This is a genomic window from Mycobacterium sp. URHB0021, assembly GCF_054057895.1.
In genome coordinates, this window is the sequence record NZ_JBSRZT010000002.1 from 4,173,277 (window position 1) to 4,191,677 (window position 18,401).

General features: G+C 65.8%; 24 protein-coding genes and 5 pseudogenes. 18 read left to right on the top strand and 11 right to left on the bottom strand.

The genetic code is table 11. From position 1 onward, the window contains the following. Positions 1 to 15: 15 nt before the first annotated feature. Positions 16 to 777, bottom strand: a pseudogene (locus ACVWWN_RS22790) (TIGR03560 family F420-dependent LLM class oxidoreductase); the annotation flags it as partial. A 71-nt stretch (positions 778 to 848) separates the two neighbouring features. Between ACVWWN_RS22790 and ACVWWN_RS22795 the strand changes: the two are divergent. Next, positions 849 to 1,583, top strand: a complete 735-nt coding sequence (locus tag ACVWWN_RS22795) for a plasmid pRiA4b ORF-3 family protein (RefSeq protein WP_457145022.1) — start codon at positions 849 to 851, stop codon at positions 1,581 to 1,583. Here the strand turns inward: ACVWWN_RS22795 and ACVWWN_RS22800 are convergent. Together ACVWWN_RS22800 and ACVWWN_RS22805 are read right to left on the bottom strand one after the other, a co-directional pair. Then, a complete protein-coding gene (locus ACVWWN_RS22800) occupies positions 1,573 to 2,910 on the bottom strand; it encodes an ISL3 family transposase (protein ID WP_457145873.1) in 1,338 nt (445 codons plus the stop codon). The genes ACVWWN_RS22795 and ACVWWN_RS22800 overlap by 11 nt on opposite strands. 124 nt (positions 2,911 to 3,034) lie before the next feature. Then, positions 3,035 to 3,193, bottom strand: a pseudogene (locus ACVWWN_RS22805) (LLM class F420-dependent oxidoreductase); the annotation flags it as partial. A 287-nt stretch (positions 3,194 to 3,480) separates the two neighbouring features. On the opposite strand from ACVWWN_RS22805, the gene ACVWWN_RS22810 reads away from it, so the two are divergent. The 6 genes and pseudogenes from ACVWWN_RS22810 (at position 3,481) to ACVWWN_RS22835 (ending at position 6,567) form a co-directional block, all read left to right on the top strand. Beyond that, on the top strand, positions 3,481 to 3,915 hold the full coding sequence (locus tag ACVWWN_RS22810; protein WP_457149238.1) for an acyl-CoA thioesterase: 435 nt from the start codon (positions 3,481 to 3,483) through the stop codon (positions 3,913 to 3,915). 35 nt (positions 3,916 to 3,950) lie between these two features. Beyond that, on the top strand, positions 3,951 to 4,982 hold the full coding sequence (gene speB, locus ACVWWN_RS22815; protein WP_457145874.1) for an agmatinase: 1,032 nt from the start codon (positions 3,951 to 3,953) through the stop codon (positions 4,980 to 4,982). Between the two features lie 115 nt (positions 4,983 to 5,097). After that, positions 5,098 to 5,310 (top strand): annotated as a pseudogene (locus tag ACVWWN_RS22820) (nitronate monooxygenase); the annotation flags it as partial. Between the two features lie 62 nt (positions 5,311 to 5,372). Beyond that, complete coding sequence (locus tag ACVWWN_RS22825) at positions 5,373 to 5,636, top strand: hypothetical protein (RefSeq protein WP_457149488.1); 264 nt, start codon at positions 5,373 to 5,375, stop codon at positions 5,634 to 5,636. 10 nt (positions 5,637 to 5,646) lie between these two features. Continuing rightward, a complete protein-coding gene (locus ACVWWN_RS22830; protein WP_457145875.1) occupies positions 5,647 to 6,024 on the top strand; it encodes a thiol-disulfide oxidoreductase DCC family protein in 378 nt (125 codons plus the stop codon). Between the two features lie 9 nt (positions 6,025 to 6,033). Next, a complete protein-coding gene (locus tag ACVWWN_RS22835) occupies positions 6,034 to 6,567 on the top strand; it encodes an N-acetyltransferase family protein (RefSeq protein WP_457145876.1) in 534 nt (177 codons plus the stop codon). A 151-nt stretch (positions 6,568 to 6,718) separates the two neighbouring features. On the opposite strand, the gene ACVWWN_RS22840 is transcribed toward ACVWWN_RS22835, so the two are convergent. Next, the gene (locus ACVWWN_RS22840) at positions 6,719 to 7,351 is read right to left on the bottom strand and encodes a TetR/AcrR family transcriptional regulator (RefSeq protein ID WP_457145877.1); all 633 of its coding nucleotides are present in this window, start codon (positions 7,349 to 7,351) and stop codon (positions 6,719 to 6,721) included. Between the two features lie 60 nt (positions 7,352 to 7,411). Between ACVWWN_RS22840 and ACVWWN_RS22845 the strand changes: the two genes are divergently transcribed. Then, positions 7,412 to 8,260, top strand: coding sequence for an alpha/beta fold hydrolase (locus ACVWWN_RS22845; protein ID WP_457145878.1), 849 nt, complete (start codon positions 7,412 to 7,414; stop codon positions 8,258 to 8,260). A gap of 81 nt (positions 8,261 to 8,341) precedes the next feature. Next, on the top strand, positions 8,342 to 8,656 hold the full coding sequence (locus tag ACVWWN_RS22850; protein WP_457145879.1) for a hypothetical protein: 315 nt from the start codon (positions 8,342 to 8,344) through the stop codon (positions 8,654 to 8,656). A 330-nt stretch (positions 8,657 to 8,986) separates the two neighbouring features. Here ACVWWN_RS22850 and ACVWWN_RS22855 read toward each other — a convergent pair whose 3' ends face one another. Continuing rightward, the gene (locus ACVWWN_RS22855; protein ID WP_457145880.1) at positions 8,987 to 9,871 is read right to left on the bottom strand and encodes a cyclopropane mycolic acid synthase family methyltransferase; all 885 of its coding nucleotides are present in this window, start codon (positions 9,869 to 9,871) and stop codon (positions 8,987 to 8,989) included. Between the two features lie 220 nt (positions 9,872 to 10,091). Here ACVWWN_RS22855 and ACVWWN_RS22860 point away from each other — a divergent pair, with 220 nt between their 5' ends. From ACVWWN_RS22860 to ACVWWN_RS22875, 4 genes and pseudogenes are all read left to right on the top strand, one after another. Then, the gene (locus ACVWWN_RS22860; protein WP_457145881.1) at positions 10,092 to 11,006 is read left to right on the top strand and encodes a bifunctional helix-turn-helix transcriptional regulator/GNAT family N-acetyltransferase; all 915 of its coding nucleotides are present in this window, start codon (positions 10,092 to 10,094) and stop codon (positions 11,004 to 11,006) included. 85 nt (positions 11,007 to 11,091) lie between these two features. Then, on the top strand, positions 11,092 to 11,298 hold the full coding sequence (locus tag ACVWWN_RS22865) for a hypothetical protein (RefSeq protein ID WP_457149239.1): 207 nt from the start codon (positions 11,092 to 11,094) through the stop codon (positions 11,296 to 11,298). A gap of 123 nt (positions 11,299 to 11,421) precedes the next feature. Beyond that, positions 11,422 to 11,907, top strand: a pseudogene (locus tag ACVWWN_RS22870) (chorismate mutase); the annotation flags it as partial. Between the two features lie 89 nt (positions 11,908 to 11,996). Beyond that, on the top strand, positions 11,997 to 12,296 hold the full coding sequence (locus ACVWWN_RS22875) for a hypothetical protein (protein ID WP_457145882.1): 300 nt from the start codon (positions 11,997 to 11,999) through the stop codon (positions 12,294 to 12,296). On the opposite strand, the gene ACVWWN_RS22880 is transcribed toward ACVWWN_RS22875, so the two are convergent. Further along, complete coding sequence (locus ACVWWN_RS22880) at positions 12,238 to 13,140, bottom strand: cytochrome c biogenesis CcdA family protein (RefSeq protein ID WP_457145883.1); 903 nt, start codon at positions 13,138 to 13,140, stop codon at positions 12,238 to 12,240. The genes ACVWWN_RS22875 and ACVWWN_RS22880 overlap by 59 nt on opposite strands. A 14-nt stretch (positions 13,141 to 13,154) precedes the next feature. Next, on the bottom strand, positions 13,155 to 13,661 hold the full coding sequence (locus ACVWWN_RS22885) for a protein disulfide oxidoreductase (RefSeq protein WP_457145884.1): 507 nt from the start codon (positions 13,659 to 13,661) through the stop codon (positions 13,155 to 13,157). A 105-nt stretch (positions 13,662 to 13,766) separates the two neighbouring features. Between ACVWWN_RS22885 and ACVWWN_RS22890 the strand changes: the two genes are divergently transcribed. Further along, positions 13,767 to 14,279 (top strand): DUF6653 family protein, encoded by a 513-nt coding sequence (locus ACVWWN_RS22890; protein WP_457145885.1) that lies wholly within the window; start codon positions 13,767 to 13,769, stop codon positions 14,277 to 14,279. Here the strand turns inward: ACVWWN_RS22890 and ACVWWN_RS22895 are convergent. Further along, entirely contained in the window at positions 14,236 to 15,117 is an 882-nt protein-coding gene (locus ACVWWN_RS22895) for a TIGR03854 family LLM class F420-dependent oxidoreductase (RefSeq protein WP_457149240.1), read from the bottom strand. The genes ACVWWN_RS22890 and ACVWWN_RS22895 overlap by 44 nt on opposite strands. 86 nt (positions 15,118 to 15,203) lie before the next feature. Here ACVWWN_RS22895 and ACVWWN_RS22900 point away from each other — a divergent pair, with 86 nt between their 5' ends. Beyond that, a complete protein-coding gene (locus ACVWWN_RS22900; RefSeq protein WP_457145886.1) occupies positions 15,204 to 15,617 on the top strand; it encodes a DUF6188 family protein in 414 nt (137 codons plus the stop codon). A 37-nt stretch (positions 15,618 to 15,654) separates the two neighbouring features. Then, entirely contained in the window at positions 15,655 to 16,116 is a 462-nt protein-coding gene (locus ACVWWN_RS22905; RefSeq protein ID WP_457145887.1) for an SRPBCC family protein, read from the top strand. A gap of 23 nt (positions 16,117 to 16,139) precedes the next feature. On the opposite strand, the gene ACVWWN_RS22910 is transcribed toward ACVWWN_RS22905, so the two are convergent. The 3 genes and pseudogenes from ACVWWN_RS22910 to ACVWWN_RS22920 form a co-directional block, all read right to left on the bottom strand. Further along, complete coding sequence (locus tag ACVWWN_RS22910; protein WP_457145888.1) at positions 16,140 to 16,592, bottom strand: hypothetical protein; 453 nt, start codon at positions 16,590 to 16,592, stop codon at positions 16,140 to 16,142. A gap of 131 nt (positions 16,593 to 16,723) precedes the next feature. Further along, positions 16,724 to 17,107 carry an alpha/beta hydrolase fold domain-containing protein gene (locus tag ACVWWN_RS22915; RefSeq protein WP_457145889.1) on the bottom strand — a complete coding sequence of 128 codons (384 nt, stop codon included), beginning with the start codon at positions 17,105 to 17,107 and terminating at the stop codon, positions 16,724 to 16,726. 67 nt (positions 17,108 to 17,174) lie between these two features. Beyond that, a pseudogene (locus ACVWWN_RS22920) lies at positions 17,175 to 17,456 on the bottom strand (alpha/beta hydrolase); the annotation flags it as partial. A gap of 108 nt (positions 17,457 to 17,564) precedes the next feature. Between ACVWWN_RS22920 and ACVWWN_RS22925 the strand changes: the two are divergent. Together ACVWWN_RS22925 and ACVWWN_RS22930 are read left to right on the top strand one after the other, a co-directional pair. Then, positions 17,565 to 18,002: a hypothetical protein gene (locus ACVWWN_RS22925; RefSeq protein ID WP_457149241.1), complete on the top strand. Its 438-nt coding sequence runs from the start codon at positions 17,565 to 17,567 to the stop codon at positions 18,000 to 18,002. Between the two features lie 65 nt (positions 18,003 to 18,067). Then, positions 18,068 to 18,397 (top strand): hypothetical protein, encoded by a 330-nt coding sequence (locus ACVWWN_RS22930; RefSeq protein WP_457145890.1) that lies wholly within the window; start codon positions 18,068 to 18,070, stop codon positions 18,395 to 18,397. The last annotated feature ends 4 nt before the right edge of the window (positions 18,398 to 18,401 follow it).

Genomic DNA, 18,401 nt, shown 5'->3' on the forward strand with positions numbered 1-18,401 from the left:
TGGCCGAAGCGGGCGTCACGGTCCAACAGCCGCCATCAATGCTTGGCCCAGCTCGGTGATCTTGCCGGGGATGTGGCCGTGAACCGGCAGGTTGACAATCACCCCGTCGATGCCGGCATCGAGGGCTCTGGTCCTGATCTCATCGGCAATCCGTTCGGGGCTGCCCGCCAGAACGATCCGCCCCTTGATGGGTTCGGGGAGCCGGTCGACAGTGAGTTTGTCATCCAGTAGCGCAGCAACCGTGACGCTGGTCTCGAGCGTCGAGGCGTCTCGGCCGACCTCGGCGCAGCGGTTGGCCACCACCTCGAGCTTGGCCGGTATCTCGTCGAAGTCCGCGACCACGTTGAGGTGGTCGCAGTAGCGTGCGGCCAGTCCGAAGGTCTTCTTCTCTCCGCCACCGCCGATCATCGTCGGGATGTGATCGCGGTAGCGCGGCTCGGCGATCGCGGACTCGGTGCTGTAGTACTTGCCGGAAAAGGTGGGCCGCTTGCCTTCGATCATCGGCACCATGATTTGCAACGCCTCGTCCAACCTCTGGAAACGCTCAGTGAAAGAACCGAACTCGAAGCCGAGCTGCCGGTGCTCCAGCTCGAACCAGCCGGCCCCGACGCCGAGGATGGCCCGGCCGTGGCTGATCACATCCAATGTGGTGATCTCCTTGGCCAGCAGGGCCGGGTTGCGGTAGGTGATGCCCGTGACGAGCGTCCCGAGCTGCATCTTTCCGGTCACGGTCGCGAGGCCCGCCAGCGCCGTGTATGCCTCCAGCATCGGCTCTTCAATGGCTCTTCGCAGTTGAGGGTGTAGGACCGGTTGGCCAGCTGGTCTCGACTAGTGATCGAGGGGTCTGGTTGGCTGGGGGTGTGCCGGAGAAGAAGCGGAAGAGGAAGAGCGGGGTGCCCGGGGCGGGGGCGGACTTGGCGTTGCTTCAGAAGTTGATGGCCAATGCCGCTGGCGATATGTTCGATGAGCCGACGCCCAAGGTCCGGGCTGTGCCGGAGCGAGCGCAGGGTTTCCGGGTGCGGGTGGACCTGATGTACGCCAAGCCGCCGATCTGGCGTCGTCTCGACCTGCCGGGCGACCTCAGGCTCGATGAGCTGCATGTCGTGCTGCAGGTCGCGATGGGTTGGCAGGACGGTCACCTGCATAAGTTCGGTGTCGGAGCGGACCGGCGTACCCGTGCCTACTTCGTCACCGGGTTCGATCTCAGCGAGGGTGACGAAGGCGTCGCCGAGGACAGCGTGCGGCTCGATCAGGTGTTGTCCGACAAGGGCGAGCGGTTGTTCTATGACTACGACTTCGGCGACGGATGGGAGCACGTGCTGGTGGTTGAAGACGTTTTCGACGATCGACCTCCGGCTCTGGTCTGCCTAACGGGCAAGATGGCTTGCCCGCCGGAGGACTGTGGCGGCCTTGGCGGCTATGAGGAGTTAGCTGCTTGGGTTCGTGGCGGGTACGAACGGCAGGCAACGCCCATGGGGCTCAGTGCTGAGGAGATGAGGGACTGGCTGCCCCAGGGCTGGCACCCCGACCGTTTCTCGGTGGCCGAGACCAACGACGCTCTGGCCGCGCTGACTACGAGTTGAGGGCTTTCCCTGTCGGTTGAAAGAGCTGGGCTCTGAAGCCTCCGGTCTCGAGCAGAGATCTGGCGATGTAGTTGGTGAGGTTGCGGAAGCCCAGTGCGGATCCGCGGAGGTGTTCGAGGCGGCCGTTGATCGCTTCGGTCGGGCCGTTGCTGGTGCCTGGCCGGTCGAAGTAGGCCAGCACGTCGGCGGCCCGCTTCTTGAGGGTCCGCCCGAGGGTGATCAGTTCCTTCAGCGGCTTGGGGACGCCGGTGCTCAGCGTGGTGATCAGTGCAGCCATCATGGTGTGGCCCTGTCGGCGATCTGGTTCGCGGTAGGCGGCCACGGTGCGTTGATACATCTGCCAGCTGGCCTCGACCTCGGCGTGAGCGTCGACTGCAAACAGGGCGGCCAGCCGAGCTTTCTGCTTGTCGGTGAGCAGATCAGCTCCAGTGTGCAGGGTGCGCCGGCACGCGTAGAGCGGATCGGTCTTGCGACCCCGGTGCCCGCAGGTGGCCAGCTGCACGCGGCGCCGGCATTCGTCGAGGGCGTTGCCGGCCAACCTGACCACGTGGAAGGGGTCCATCACCGTCGCCGCCTCGGGCATCTCCTCAGCGGTGGCGGTCTTGAACCCGGAAAATCCGTCCATGGCAACAACTTCCACTCCATCACGCCAGTCCTTGGGCCGCTCAGCCAGCCAGTCGGCGAATGCCTTCTTGGAGCGGCCCTGCACCATGTCGAGCAACCGGGCCGAACCAGTCCCGTCACGGACAGGGGTGAGATCGATGATCACGGTGACGTACTTGTCGCCGCGGCGGGTGTGCCGCCAGACGTGCTCATCGACCCCGATCACCGCCACCCCGTCGAAACGGGCCGGATCGGCGATCAGTACACGTCGACCTTCGGTGAGCACCGCATTGTTGGCGGTGTTCCACGACACCGCCAGGGCCTCCGCGACCCGCGCCACTGACAAGTGCTGGCACACAATGGCTTCCAGTGCCCACCGCAATCCGCGCCGAGACAGCTTGGCGCGTGGCTCGGCTGCCTTGCCGGCGTCTTGTCGCCACACATGACGGCATCCGGCGCACCGGTATCGGCGGATCGTGACCAGCAGCGTGGTAGGCCGCCACCCAAACGGTTCATGGGCCAGCGTGCGTGTGACGCTGTCACGCGGACTGCCTTCTTCACCACAACGACGGCACCATCGGTCGTCCTCGACGATCCTGCACGCCAGCACCGCGCGGTCGGCGGCGAGCCGTTGACCGGTCACCTCCAACCCGAGTTCGTCGAGGTGGCAGAAAGTAGTCAAGTCAGCGCAGGCGAAGCCCGCGCGACCGGTAGCGTCGTGCACGTCGCGGTCTTTCGGATGGGTGGCGTAGGAACCTCCATCATCGGAAGACCTCGACCCCTATCCCAGCAACGACGCGCCGACTACCTCTACACCCTCATCTGCGAAGGCCCTCTTCTTCAATGCCCCCGAGGAACAGCATTTGGTAGAAGTGGTCTTGCAGGAAAAGCGAATCGAATCCGGCGGCTTCGGCCTCCTTGGCCTGCCGGATCACCGAATCGAACAGGTCGGAAACTCCGGTTGGGTAGGAGTAGTTCGCAATCGCCAGGCGAAGTCGTGTGGTCACTTTCGTCTCCGCATCTCTAGCTCACGTGTCGCTACACCGAACGCGTTCGGCAGGCCACACATTCACGGCGGAGACCGGGACTCCGAGCCGTTGGCGTGCACCCGGAATTTGCTGCCTCACTTCAGGAGTGGCATCAGGTTGAACCACTGCTGGAACAGGCCGGGCAGACCCGGCGGCTTCTGGCAATCGCTTCACCGCGGCCGCGTCATGGTCGCCGGCCGCCGCGGCACTACTGTGACTGCGTGAGTTCCGAGCACACGTGGACCGACGACGATGCCACGTACTCCATGCCGGTGGTGCCCCGCTATGCCGAGATCGACCAACAGGGCGTGGTGTTCAACGGGCATTACCTGACCTGGTTCGATGAGGCGCTCACCGGGTTCCTCGACCACCTCGGCGTGACGTACCCGGGCCTCATCGACACCGGACACGATCTGCAGGTGGTGCACAGCGAGATCGATTACCTGGCGCCCGTGCGCTGGCGGGATTCGGTCCGGGTCGCCGTGTCGTGCGAGCGGGTCGGAGCGACGAGCTTCACGCTGGGATTCACGGTGCTGCGACGGAGTGGGGACCCGGCAGGCGCCGCCGAGTCGCCGGCTGTGCGCGGCCATAACGTCTATGTCGTGGTCTCCAGCGAAGATTGGGTGAAGCGACCGATTCCCGGTGTGCTGCGCGATGCGCTGATTTCTCTTGACGGCCAAGCGCGTAACGCTCGCGAATGAACTCCTGCGCAGCTCCGCAGCGGTACGGTTCACACATGGTCCACGAGCATGATCACCAGCGCGAGCTCCCCCCGGGACTGGCCGAGCAACTAGATCTGGCCTACGCCGGACTCGTGTCGTTCGGGCATCGCCCGTTTCTGACGGAGGTCGAACAGCTGGAGTCGTGGCGGCCGGACGTGGCGATCGTCGGAGCCCCGTTCGACATCGCGACGACCAACCGGCCTGGTGCGCGGTTCGGTCCGCGGGCCATCCGGGCTACGGCCTACGAGCCGGGCACCTACCACCTCGATCTCGGCCTCGAGATCTTCGACTGGCTGGAGGTCGTCGACTTCGGCGACGCGTACTGCCCCCACGGCCAGACCGAGGTGTCGCACGCCAACATTCGCGAACGGGTGCACGCAATCGCCTCTCGTGGCATCGTGCCGGTGATCCTCGGCGGCGACCACTCCATCACGTGGCCGGCCGCCACCGCGGTGGCCGACGTGCACGGCTACGGCAATGTCGGGATCGTCCACTTCGACGCCCACGCCGACACCGCGGACGAGATCGAAGGCAACCTGGCAAGCCACGGCACTCCTATGCGCAGGCTCATCGAATCCGGCGCGGTTCCCGGCACCCACTTCGTTCAGGTCGGGCTGCGTGGCTACTGGCCACCCCAGGACACCTTCGAGTGGATGCTCGAACAGGGGATGACCTGGCACACCATGCAGGAAATCTGGGATCGCGGATTCAAGGACGTGATGCGCGACGCGGTCAGTGAGGCGTTGGCGAAGGCCGACAAGCTCTATGTCTCGGTCGACATCGATGTGCTCGACCCGGCACACGCGCCCGGCACCGGCACACCGGAGCCCGGCGGCATCACCAGTGCCGATCTGCTGAGGCTGGTTCGTCAGCTCTGTTACGAACACGACGTGGCCGGCGTCGATGTGGTCGAGGTCTCACCCGCCTACGACCACGCCGAATTGACGGTCAACGCCGCGCACCGCGTCGTGTTCGAGGCGCTGGCCGGCATGGCTGCGCGCCGCCGCGACGCCGCGCAGGCCAAGCCCGGTCCGCCCGCACGGTAGAACAGCGCAACAGGTTGTCCCCCAGCGGTTTTCTTTCTCAAGAGCATTATCGGAGCCCGGTAGGGTGACCGAGGGCGTCGAGGCGGGCGGACATCTGTCCGGCGACATCCAAGCGATGGCGTTGCTACCCTCGGTACTGGGGATCGCGGGCACCCGCGCCGTGTTCCTGGCCGGCGGGATCGCAGCTGCGGACGACACCCGCGCCGCGCTGGAGGGCGGCGCCAGCGGCGTTGTTGCGGGAACCCGCTTCCTTCTGACCCGTGAATCCCGAGCGCATCCCGAATATCAGCGCCGAATTTTTGCTTCCGACAACACATTTCGGACGACACTGTTTGGTTGCGGATGGCCCGCCCCGCACCGAGAGGTGGCCAATGCCGCCACCAGGCGCTGGTGTCACGGCGACGGCACAGCGAAGCGGGCGCCTCGCAGGTCAACGGGCGCAGCGGTGTGCTGGCCAGGCTGCCGGACAGCGCCGCAGGCTCAGCCGTGCGGCTACAGACGCCTCTCGCCTGCCCTAGTTCTTGTCCGTCGCTTCCACGATTCGGATGCCCCTCCGCCGTGGACCGCTCGGCGTTGTACGCGGGCGACACCGTGCTGCGACTCACCTCTGTGATGTCCGCCCAGCAGGCGCTCACCGAGCTCGTGCCGGGGTGAGAATGGAGTCATGACCGGAGTTCTCTTCTTCGACGGTGTTTGCGGAATGTGCACGCGATCACGCAATCTCCTGGTCCGACTCGACCGCACCGGCGACCTGGAGACCGTGCCGCTCCAACACCCCGGCACCCCCGAGCGGCTCGGCGTTGCCGCTTCGCGTCTCGCCGAATCCGCGTGGTGGCTGGACTCCTCCGGCGCCGTATACGGCGGCGCCGAGGCGATCAACGCCGCGGTGTCGGCCGCGATCGGAACCCGCTTGCCTCTGCTGGTCTACCGGACCCCCGGCGTACGGTTTCTGCAGGACGCGCTGTACAGGTGGGTCGCCACGCATCGCTACCGGTTTCCCGGCACCACGCCGTACTGCGAATCTCATCCGGTCGCCTGCTGACCTCTCGCTGTGTCTGCAGAGGTGACGGTACGGCCCACGACGCCGGGCGAACTTGACGCTATCGGCGTGATCTACGCCCATTACGTCCGAACCGGGGTGGCCACGTTCGAGCTGAACCCGCCCGATCGGGCCGAGATGCTGTGCCGTTTTCACACGATCACGTCGGCCGGTTTGCCTTTTCTCACGGCCACTCTCGACGGTGCTGTGGCCGGATACGCGTACTGCGCGCCGTGGAAGGCGCGCCCCGCGTACCGCCTCACCGTGGAGGACTCCCTGTACATAGCGCCCGATGCGGTCGGGCGCGGCATCGGCGGACGACTGCTCGATGCGCTACTCGCCGATTGCGAGCGCATGGGCATCCGCGAGGTCATCGCCGTCGTTGTCGATGAGGGCGGTGCCGCTTCCCTTGCGCTGCATCGTAATCGCGGCTTCATCGACGCGGGACGGCTGACGTCGGTCGGCTTCAAACACGGACGATGGCTCGACACCCTGCTGTTGCAGAAACACCTGAACGGGGCTGACGTCACCGCAGTTGCGCGGTGACCCTGGGGCTCTGACGATCTGTTCGGCCGATTCGACAGCCGCGCCGTGCTCGCAAGGTCTGTCAACGGCTCCGTGGACGACCGATACGCGGGCCGAGGAGCAATGACACCGCCAGCGCCGCGATCAGCAGTGCCCCGGGCCCGCGACCGAATCAGCGCGCGGCGATTCCGCTGATCAACCGGTCGCATACCGCGTCCATGTCCTTGCGCGCCTGCTCGCGGTCCTCCGCCCGCGACACGTACAGCGCCGCCTCGTCGAGCGCGCCGAGCAGCACGTGCGCGGTCGGCCGCAGAGGTTGTTCGGGCACGGCCCCCTCGGCGATCGCGTACGCGAGCATGCCTTCGATCACGCCCAGCCCGTACTTCACGCCGACGGCGCGCCACTGGTCCCAGCCGAGGACGGCGGGCGCGTCGATGAGCACGATCTGCTGCACGTCGGGAGCCGAGCAGCGATCCAGGAACATGCGGGCCGCGACCCGCATCGACTCGAGCGGATCAAGGGGCCCTGCTTCGGCGATGTCCCGGGCGACAGTATCGACCAGACCGCGCTCGACGTCTTCGTACACCGCCGCGAACAGGCCCGCCTTATCGCCGAACTGGTGGTACAGCGCGCCGCGCGTCACACCGGTCGCGGCCACGATTTCCTGCGTCGAAACGTCGGTAAAGCCCTTGTGGGCAAACAATGTCCGGGCGGCGCCGATCAGCAGAGCCCGCGTCGTGGCGCTGCGCTCTGCCTGAGTGCGTCGCCCGGACGGGCCGGAGGCGATGACATCGTTGACTTTCATACAGTCTGCACGTAACTTTCATACTCAGTGTTTGTAAGTCTGCCCGGAAGGATAGCGAACATGCCGCAGGTCGCGCTGCAACAAGCCACGATCGACTACCGCGTGCTGGGTCCGGAGAACCCGGTGCATCCGCCCGTGCTGTTCGTGCACGGCATCCTGGTCGACAGCCGACTCTGGGATGGGGTCGCCGACCGCCTGGCCCGACAGGGCTTCCGCTGCTACCTGCCGAACTGGCCGCTGGGCTCCCATACCATCGCGGTCAACGACCAGGCGTCGTTGACACCGCACGGCGTGGCCACCTTGATTCGCGATTTCATTGTTGCCGTCGGCCTTTCCGATGTCACGCTGGTCGGCAACGACACCGGCGGCGGCCTGTGCCAGTTGGTCATCGACGCCTATCCCGAACACATCGGCCGCCTGGTACTCACCAACTGCGACGCGTTCGACAAGTTCCCGCCGTTTCCGTTCACGGCCGTCTTTGCGTTGTTGCGCGGGCCCATCTCGATCAAGGTGCTGTTCGAGCAGATGAGGCTGAAGCCCCTCCGTCATTCGCCGCTGGGATTCGGGCTGCTGGCGGACGCGGACCCGGCACTGACCAACTCGTGGCTGCAACCCTGCCGCGATGACGCCGGCATCCGCCGCGATCTGACGAGGATGTTGCGCGCCGTGGCGAAAACGGATCTCACCGATGTCGCCACCCGCTTGTGCCGGTTCACCAAGCCGGTGACCATCGTCTGGGGTCAACGCGACCGTGCCTTCACACCCGCACTGGGGAGGCGGCTCGCCGCGGTATTCGATGCCTCCACGCTGATCGAGGTGCCCGGCGCGCGGACGTTCGTGTCGCTGGATGCGCCGACCGCCGTGGTGGACGCGATCGCGAACATCGGGGCAGCGAAGCCGCTCGCCTGACCGACTCCCCGCCTACGTCACCGGGCATGTCAGGTTGCGCTGGCGGGGTACCTGACGGCCGCCGCGGCGACTGCCTTCGCGTTGGCGCCGTGGTACTCCTTCGTCGCGCGGTTCTTCACCGGCGCCGGGATCGGCGGTGAGTATGCCGCCATCAATTCGGCCGCGGGTGGCGTTCGGGATCGGCGCGGTGTTCGGGCTGGCGGTCCCGGTGGTCCGCCGGAACGTCCCGTGTCGCGTTCACGCGCTAGCGCGATTTTTCGACTTGCCTCGTTGCTGGGCGAGTCCTACGGGATCGCCTCGGGAAAGGCCAAGGCTCGCGTACTCGAGGAAATCGCATTGCCGCTGACGGCCGATGACGACGCAGCACCCGACGAAAGCGACAAGCGGCGGCAGTGAACACGCCCGACACTGCGGGAGACGTTGGTGGAGAGGAGGATCGGCCGCAAAGACACCGGTCGCACCGGGATGCCCGGACAGCAAGCGGCCTGACCCGGTGGTGACACTCGCGTGCCGGCTGTTCGGCCACCAACCCCGCTTCCACGACGGGCGCACCATGCGATGGGCAGGTGACCGGTGCGGCGAGGCGCGGCACCAAGCGGTACGACAGCGCGGACGATGCATCCACTACAGCGCCGCGTTCAACAAACGGGACAGCGACGCGATCGGTACGCGGGCGCCGCTGCTCGGGTTGCTACCGCTTCGCCTGTGGCGGCGGTTTCGCCGGGACTAGCTCTTGGTCAGGGTGAACTGGCAGATGTCGGTGTATCCGTCGCGGAACAGTTCAGCGCAGCCGGTCAGGTACTTCATATACCTGTTGTAGACCTCTTCGGACTGGATCGCGATCGCTTCGTCTTTGTGCGTCTCCAGCGCAGCCGCCCAGATCTCGAGGGTCCGCGCGTAGTGCAACCGGAGCCGTTGCGCGAGCTTGAGCTCGAACCCGGCCTTCGCTGCGTGATCCTCGACGATGTGAGGCTTCGGCAGGTCCCCGCCGGGGAAGATCTCGTCCATGATGAACTTCGAGAACCGGAGCAGGCGCATGGTCAACGGCAGGCCGGTGGCCTCGAATTCCTCGTCGTTGGGCTTGATGATCGTATGCAACATCATCACGCCGTCGTCGGGTAGCACCGAGTAGGCCATTTTGAAGAAGTCGTCGTATCGGTCGCGTCCGAAGTGCTCGAACGCTCCGATCGACACGATGCGGTCGACAGGCTCGTTGAACTGCTCCCAGCCCTCGAGCAGCACTCGCTTGCGCCGCGGGCTGTCCGACTCCGCGAAGAGCTTGTCGACGTGCGCCTTCTGGTTTTCGCTCAGGGTGAGGCCGACGACGTTGACGTCATACTTCTGCAAGGCGCGGTTCAGCGTGGCGCCCCACCCGCAGCCGATGTCCAGCAACGTCATGCCCGGCTCCAAGCCGAGCTTGCCGAGGGAGAGATCGATCTTGGCGATCTGAGCTTCTTCCAGCGTCATGTCCTCGCGTTCGAAGTATGCACAGCTGTACGTCTGGGTCGGGTCGAGGAACAGCCGATAGAAGTCATCGGATAGGTCGTAGTGGGACTGCACGTCTTCGAAGTGCGGCTTCAAGTTCCCGGTGCCGCTCGTGGTGTCTGGCAAGGTAGGCCTTTGGCTCTATATGTTTGGTTCTATCCGACAGGCTCCGCACGTCTTGGGAGCCTTCCCCCGTCGTCTGCGCAGTTTACGCACAGTACCCGAGAAGAGCTGTGACGAGTAAATGACACGAGCGCCCCGATGTCACCGGTTGGCAAAACATCAGTCGTGACATGCCGGAGCATGGTAGTTGACATCGTCAGGTAACTCGTTGACTATCTCAACTATGTCCTGCGTCATCGAGGATGTCCGCGGCTTCAACCGCTTCTACACCCGCGTCATCGGCCTCTTGCAGCCCGACCTGGCCGGCTCCGCCTTCGGGCTGACCGAAGCTCGGGTGTTGTTCGAACTCGCGCAAGACGACAATATCGAGGTATCCGACCTCCGGCGCCGGCTTGATCTTGATGCGGGCTATCTCAGCCGGATACTGACCGGCTTCACCACTGCCCGTCTGGTTACCAAGGAGCAGTCCGCCAGCGACGGTCGTCGGCAGATCGTCCGGCTGACCGACGACGGTAAGCGGGCCTTCGCCGAACTCGAACGGCTGCAGACTGTGGCCCTCGACAAGTTGCTCGCCCCACTCGACGGGAGCCAGCGAAAGGATCTCGTCGCCTCGATGGGCCGGATCCGGCGCATGTTGGGTGACGAACCCCGCTGGGCCGGTCTCGTCTTCCGGCCGCCGGCGCCGGGAGACCTCGGCTGGGTCGTCGCCCAGCACGGCCAGAGGTATGCCGCCGATCACGGCTGGGATGTGACGTTCGAGGCGCTGGCGGCGCGGATCGTCGCCGATTTCGCCGAACGCAACGACACCCGACGGGAAGCGGCGTGGATAGCCGAGGTGGACGGCGAACGGGTCGGAAGCGTGTTCTGCACGTGCTCCGAGCGGCCGGACACCGCCCTGATGCGCCTGTTGCTCGTCGAACCGTCGGCGCGTGGGGCGGGGATCGGCACCCGGCTTGTCGACGAATGCCTGCGCTTTGCCCGCAGGGCTGGCTACACGCGAATCTTGTTGTGGACCAATGACGTTCTCGCCAACGCGAGGAGCATTTACCTACGTGCCGGCTTTCAGCTCGACCGGCGCGACCCCCACCACAGCTTTGGGCACGACCTCGTCGGGGAGTACTGGTCGCGCGAACTCTAGTGGCGGCGCGACGCGGGCCTGCCCTCGAGGCCCGTGGCACTATCGTGGACGGGTAGTCCCTTTCGACAATGGACAGAGACCGATGATGACCAATCCTGACAGCCGCGGTTTCGGCGACGACGCGCCCGAAGCCGATACGGTCGAACAACTGATACCGATCGATGCCGGCGACGAGGACACCTGGCGGGATGCTGCTCGCGTCTCGAGCGCGCGGGACTGGGAAGCCAACGAGGCCGACCTGATCGAGCAGGCCATCGCCGTTCCCGACGACGACGCGGATTTCGAGCGCTGAGCGAAGCCACACCTGGCCGCGCCGCGGCGCCGATGTAGTGTGGATGCGAGATCCCTTCCCGCGCAACGCGCTAACGCCTGGGTTACGAGTGATTGACCGCCACACTGGAGAAGTCGCGATGAGACGATGAGCCCGCTGTTCGACCTGGTCGACACCGCTGTAGCGCGGTTGCAGACCGCTGAGCCGGTGGCGGCGATCAAGTGGAGGACGAGGGGGTCGATCGAAGACCCCCAACGTGTTCAACAGGTGCTCCACGCGGTGGCCGCCGACGCCGCGAGTCGCGGCATCGATGGCGATTACGTCACCGGGATCTTCACCGACCAGATACACGCGACGGAAGCCATCGAGTACGCCCGGTTCGCCCAGTGGAAACTCGACCCCGACAGCGCTCCGCACACCGCGCCCGATCTGAGCGCATCACGGATGGCCATCGACCGGCTGAACCGGGAAATGGTCGGCGAGATGACGCGTCACTGGCCGCTGTTGCACTCCCCCGACGGCCCGGCCCGGCTCGAAGAGGCCAGGGCTGCCGTCGCCGCGGCGCGCGCGCTGGATCCGCTCTACCAGCAGGCCATTTCGTTCTCGACGCGGTCCTACTGTCGACGGTGACGGACACGCCTTTGCCGAGCAGTCGCAAAATGGGTCAAATCTGTGGGAAAGCGGGCGATTCTGCGTCTGCTCGGGCTAAGCATGGTGGCATGGAATTGCGAGAGGCTCGAAAGATCGTCGACGATCTGGTCACCGACCCGGACGCGTCACGCGTGTACGGGCAATCGTACGAAACCGCCGACGGGACAACGGTCATCCCGGTCCTCAAACCGGTCGGGGTGTTCGCGGTCAAGGACGGCAAGGCGAACTGGCAGCCCGCGGTGAACGCCACCCGCGTCGCGACGATGGGAATCATGGTTGGGCTGGTGTCGGCCCTGCTCGCCGGGATCGCTATGGTCCGCCGGCCGCCGTGGCCCGATCTGCACGGCGACGTCTCGAAGTCGATCTAGCCGCTCGCGTCCGCCATGTCGCGATCAGCGCGACGAATCCGAGAACGAGCAGCACCACGAGCCATGGCGTCGCTCCGTGCTGATGAACCCAACCAGCGAGCACTCCCTGCACTCGGCCGGCGGCCGCGATCACCGGGTCCTGAGGACTTGCGTTCAACGTGAACAACCGCACCTCATACACGCCGTAATACCCGACGTACAGACCTACCAGCACCAGCAGCGCTCCGCTGATTCGGTTGACGTACGGCACAATTCGGCGCATCCGGTCGGCCACCGCCGAACCGGCCATGGCCGCCCCGACCGCCAGTACACCCACCACGAGGATGAAACCGCCCGCATAGGCGAGATAGACGGTCACCGTTTGCGTGCCGCCGCCGGGGAGGGCCGCCCCAGTCACGGCCAGAAACGGCCCGATGGTGCACGACAACGAGGCGACTGCATAGCTCAACCCGTACCCGAACATCGAGCCCAGCCCCCCGGTCGGTGCCCACTGAGCGCGACCCTTGAGCCGATCGAAGGTCGGCACCGTGACATCGCGCCCGAGGAGCAGCCAACCGCCGAGCCCGGTTAAGGCGATGCCGATGACGACAGTCACGTAGGGCAGATAACGCTGCACCGTCGAGGCCGCCGTCACTGTCAGCGCCCCGAACACTCCGAATACCGCGATGAATCCGGCAGCCATCGCCGCGGTCGCCAAGACCGCCCGTCCCGCGGCCGCGGCCCGCCCGGTTTCACCGCCGCGCACCACAAGCCCCAGATACGCGGGAAGCATGGCGAATCCGCACGGATTCAAAGCCGCCACCAGCCCGGCGCCGAAGGCCAGGCCGACGAGGTCCTGATTCATCGATGCCGCGCGGCCTAGGCTAGCGCCGCCACCCGGTCGGACAGCTCCTGCTGCGACATCGCCGACGTCGGGTTGTTGACGAATGTCGATGTACCGTCGGCGCGGTAGAACACGTAAGCGGGCTGCCACGGAACGTCATAGCGGGCCCAGATCGAACCGTCGGCGTCGTTGAGGTTCGGGAAGTTGAGGTTGTACTTCGACACGAAACCCTGCATGGCGGCGACATCCGAGCGCGCTGCGACGCCGACGAACGAGACCTTCGGGTTGGCGGCGGCCACCTGGCTCACGTTGGGCGCCTCGGCGTTGCAGAACGGGCACCACGGCGTCCAGAACCACAACACGGCGGGCTTGCCCGCCAGACTCGATCCGCTGAACGACGCCCCCGCAAGAGTTGTCCCGGTGAACTGCAGCCGATCGTCGGCGGCCGTGGCGGTAGGCGCACTCACCAGGCCGAGCGCCAGGGCGGTGGCCCCCACCAGAAGCAAGAGCGCCCTGCATACCCGCGAGAATCTACCGGTCATTCCCTCATCTCCTTCGCTGAAGCTCCAGCGCGTGAATGACCCGAGGCCACACACTTCTAAACACGTGGGCAAGAGGGTCTGCGTTCATGCTCGGAAGGGACGACGTTGACGGTCGAAGCGGGCATCGCCAAGATTTTCGGACTGCGGGGTGACGACGCCTGGCGGCGGCACGCCAATCCGTGGAGCGTCTACACCCGCATCCCGATTCTGGTGCTCCTGGTCGTGGCGGTCTGGAGCAGAGCCTGGATCGGCTGGTGGTCGCTGATTCCGGTTGCGCTGATCGTCGTCTGGACGGTGCTCAATCCGCGGGTGTTCCCTGTGCCGCGGACACTGGACAGCTGGGCGTCGCGGTCGGTTCTCGGTGAAGCGGTGTGGACACGCCGCAAGACAACGCCCGTGCCTGCACGGCACCGAACCGTACCGTTGGTGCTCAGCGTCGTCAGTGCGGCCGGTCTGCCATTTCTGGTGTGGGGACTGGTCGTCTCCGACCCGTGGTTGACGGCCTTCGGACTGGCGGTCCAGATGTTCGGCAAGCTGTGGTTCCTGGACCGGATGGCGTTGCTGTACGACAATGTCAGTTCTGTCGCGGCAGAAGCTCCGACACAAAGCGGTCGATGAAGGTGTCGATCCCCGACTGGCGAGCGGGCCGGATGACGAATTTGGTCAGCCCCGCCGCTTCGTAGGCGTCGAGCCGCCGATGCAGCTGCGACCAGTCGGTCGCGACCACCTCCGCGGGGTCGAGATCAGGGCGGCGCCGCTTGACCGCGGCGACCAACTCGTCGGGCAGCGAGCCGTCGCTCACCGCGATGTTGATGCCGAAGTGATCGGCCTCGATCTCGCGTCCTGCGTCGGCGGCGGCCCGCAGGATCTCCTCGCGGCCGCGACGCGCTTCGTCGGGGGTGAGAAAGCTGCCGAGCCAGCCGTCGGCGAGCGCTCCGATGCGGCGAAACGCGGCCGGGGCGGAGCCGCCCAGCCAGATGTCCAGCGGTTTGACCGGCCGTGGTTCGACACCCGCCGAGTTGACCGCGAAATAGTCGCCGGCGAACGCCACATCGTTCTGTTCCAAAACGGATCGGAGCAACTGCAACGACTCGTCGAAGACCGCGGCGCGCGCACCGTCCGGCACGACGAATATCTCGCGCTCGGCGGGGATCGCCGACCGTAGACCGAAAACCGGCAGCACGCGCTTGGGTGCGAGGCCGGCCAGCGACGCCAGTTGTTTGGCGACCAGAACCGGATGGCGGCCCGGCAGCACCGCCACGGACGTACCGACCTTCAAATGGGTCGTCCGCGCCAGCGCATAGGCCATCCCGACAAACGGGTCGACCGCCTTCGAGTACACCAACTCCGAGAACCACAGCGAATCGACCCCGGTTGCCTCGAGATGGTCGACGATGCCCGCAAGCTGCTCGGGGCCGGTATCCGCGCCGAGCCCGACTCCGAAGCGAACCTTCACACGCACCTCCAGATTCACCGGTCAATGCTACGGAAACCGCCGTCGGAGCCCTTGTGTCCAGTTGCGCGAGCAGCCAAAGTTGAGAAATGACCCAACCATGGATCCGCGGCTGTGTGGTCCAGCGGATCATGTTCCGTGACGGTCTGGTGCTGAGCCTGGACGACAACGAACTCGTGATCTCGGTGCCATTCTTCCTGACGCTGCCGGCGACGGAGAAGGACACCGAAGAGGCGGTGCACATCGATCCGAAGGCGCTCAGAGATGTGGAGCGCGCCCTCTTCGACTTCGCCGGGTCGACATGCACCCATGCCGGCTGGGATGAGGACGGCAGCTTGCACGTCCGGTTCTCCGACGGACACGAAATTCACGCGCACAGTGACGACCATCGAACCGCTTGGGAGCTGTACGGCAAGGATCATGGCTACGCGGCGTGCCTGTCGCACGGCCGGGTTCGCGTGGTTCGCCACGATCTGCCCGAAGACGAGTCCGCCGAGCCCTGATGCACCGGTGACGGCGTCGGCGTAGCAGGATCCCAGCATGGACGGCTCGGTAACGGTGAACATGGCAGCCCCGGCAGACAAGATCTGGGGGCTGATCTCGGATGTCCGCAACACCGGCCGATTCTCGCCGGAGACCTTCGAAGCGGAATGGCTGGACGGTGCCACCGGCCCGGCGCTGGGGGTGCGGTTCCGCGGCCACGTGCGCCGCAATGAGATCGGCCCGGTGTACTGGACCACGTGCCGGGTGACGGCATGTGAGCCGGGACAGGAGTTCGGCTTCGAGGTGCTGGTCGGCGACCGGCCCGTCAACAACTGGCACTACGCTTTGGCGCCCGTGGCAGCCGGCACTGACGTCACCGAGTCCTTCCGGATGACCGAGGGCGTCGTCGCGAATCTGTTCTCGGTGTTCGGCGGACAGTTGCGTAGGCGGCGCAACCTCCGTGACATGCGCAAGACATTGGAACGGATCAAAGACGTCGTGGAGTCACCGGGCGGATGACCGCCCGGTGACCCACCCCTCGATCAGCTGACGCCGATCCCGAATACCGGGATCCACTGGCCTAACAGCCAGATACCCCATCCGTGGAAGCCGTCATCCCACACGGGATTCACGTTGTAACCCCAGTAGTTGAACGGACGTGGCGGTCCGCCGTCCCACTGGTACGGCGGCGGTGGGCCCCAACCCCACGGTGGCGGCCCTTGGCGGTCATCCCACCAATCGTGGCGATTGTTCGCCCACCACTGTCCCTTGTCCCCATCCCAGTGCTTGAAATCCGGCGCCCTGAAATCCGGACCGTTGCCGTGGCCGTTTCCGTGTCCACCGCAGACAGGCGGCGGACATGGATCGTCGTGTCCTGGCTTCAGCGGTGCGGGCAGCCCCGGTTGCGCTGCGGCCACGGCTCCGCCGGGCCCGAAAGCACCGAGGCCGAGTGCCCCGATGATCAAGGCCGCAGACGCGAACTTCGACACTGTCATCGTTTGTCAACTCCTAGCTTGCGACATAGACGTCGAATCGACGCTGGGATTATCGCGGTTCGTTCCCCGGGGCAGCCCGGTGCGGGCTGGTATGGCCCCCGCGATGAATATCGCCCGGCGAGGCGGCGACGTTACTTTCGGATAGTGTTGGGCCGCCAGCTGAAATGACATGATTTGCGGTGTTCAGAGAGCCCCCAGGCGACGTACCCGGTCGGCGATTGCTCGCGGTGATACATCTGCGCCACGGCCAGGGCTTCGAACACATGCATGCCTCCCGGGTGCACGTGAAGCTCCGTCGGCACACCGGCATCGGAGAGCCGGCGCGCGTAGGAGAGGTCCTCGTCGCGGAAGATGTCGAGATCACCGACGTCGATGTAGGTGTCGGGCAGACCGCAGAGGTTGGCGGCGCGCGCCGGCGCAGCATATGGCGAGACCTCCCCAGTGGCTGCACTGCTGCCGAGCAGTGCGCCCCAGCCGGTGATGTTGTCGTGATAGGTCCTGGTGAGGAACGGCAACAGCTGTGGGTCGGGGCGTTGTCGTGCGGTCGTCGAGCATGGGATAGATCAGCAACTGCTGGGCCACGGCAGGCCCGCCGCGGTCGCGGGCCAGCAGGCAGACGCCCGCCGCAAGGCCGCCACCTGCGCTGTCCCCCATCACCGCGATCCGGGCCGGGTCCACTCCGAGCGTCGACGCGTGTTCAGCAAGCCACTTCAGCGCCGCATAACAATCCTCCACTGGGGTGGGGTGCGGGTGTTCGGGCGCGATCCGGTAGTCGACGACCAGCGCAGGCAGACCCGAGTCCGCAACGTAATCACGGACTATCGCGTTGACCAGGTTGCCGAGTTGCTCGAGGCCGAAGATCATCCCGTCACCGTGCAGATACAGGACAGCGCTGCCCGGTTGCTCGGGCCGGACGAGTGATACCAGCCGAGCGTGAGGGTTCCCGCCCCCACAGCGGGGTACTTCGTCGCGGTGACCGAGTCATTCGAATCCCGCACCGACGAGAGACGACGGCCGGACGGTGTAGGCGATGAAACCATCGAGGCGGTCGGCAAGGTCTCGGAAGCGTTGGAGTTCGTCGAGCGGGCGCGTGGGCATCTGTACTCGTTCCACCAGCTGATGGGGCACGCCGACCTGTTGCTGGGCGAGGCCGCCGGCAACCTGCGCGACGCCGGCCACGCGGGCGTCGCGCAGCGGTTGGAGACCGAGTTGGTAGGGCGGAACGTGCTCTATGGCCGGTGGAGTTTCCAGGTGGTCGAGGAGTTCGACGACGATTACTGGTCGTTGTTCCGCGACCACGAGCGCCGGATCCGCGACGAGCTGATGGGTGGCGTCCGGCACGCCTTCGAAGCACAGATGAAGGAGCGCCGCCGCACCCACGGCAAGACGGGTCACGAAGCGCATCCCTGAATCGGTTCACAGCATCGAAATCCGCCGCCGGGCGTTTCCGGGAGACGGTGTTGTGTCCCCGACGCATGAGGAGCAACAAGTGGAGCCTGGCGGATCTCTGGACGGGCGAGTGGTTTCATCACCGGCGCAGCGCGCGGTCAGGGTCGTCCATCCATCCCTACGCCGTGGCGACGCCGATGACGGCCAACGCCGGGATGGTGAAACTGTTAGAAGAGCACCCGCAGTACCTACACAGCGTCGCTCCGATGCCGGTTCACGCGCTGGACACCACCGCGGCTCCTGGCGGCCGGGCTGACATCACGGTCGACGAGGTGCCGGAGGTCGTGGTATGGCTCGCCGGGGATGCGGCCAACACGTTGACGGCAGCCAGATCAACATCGACCGCGGCGTCATGACGTA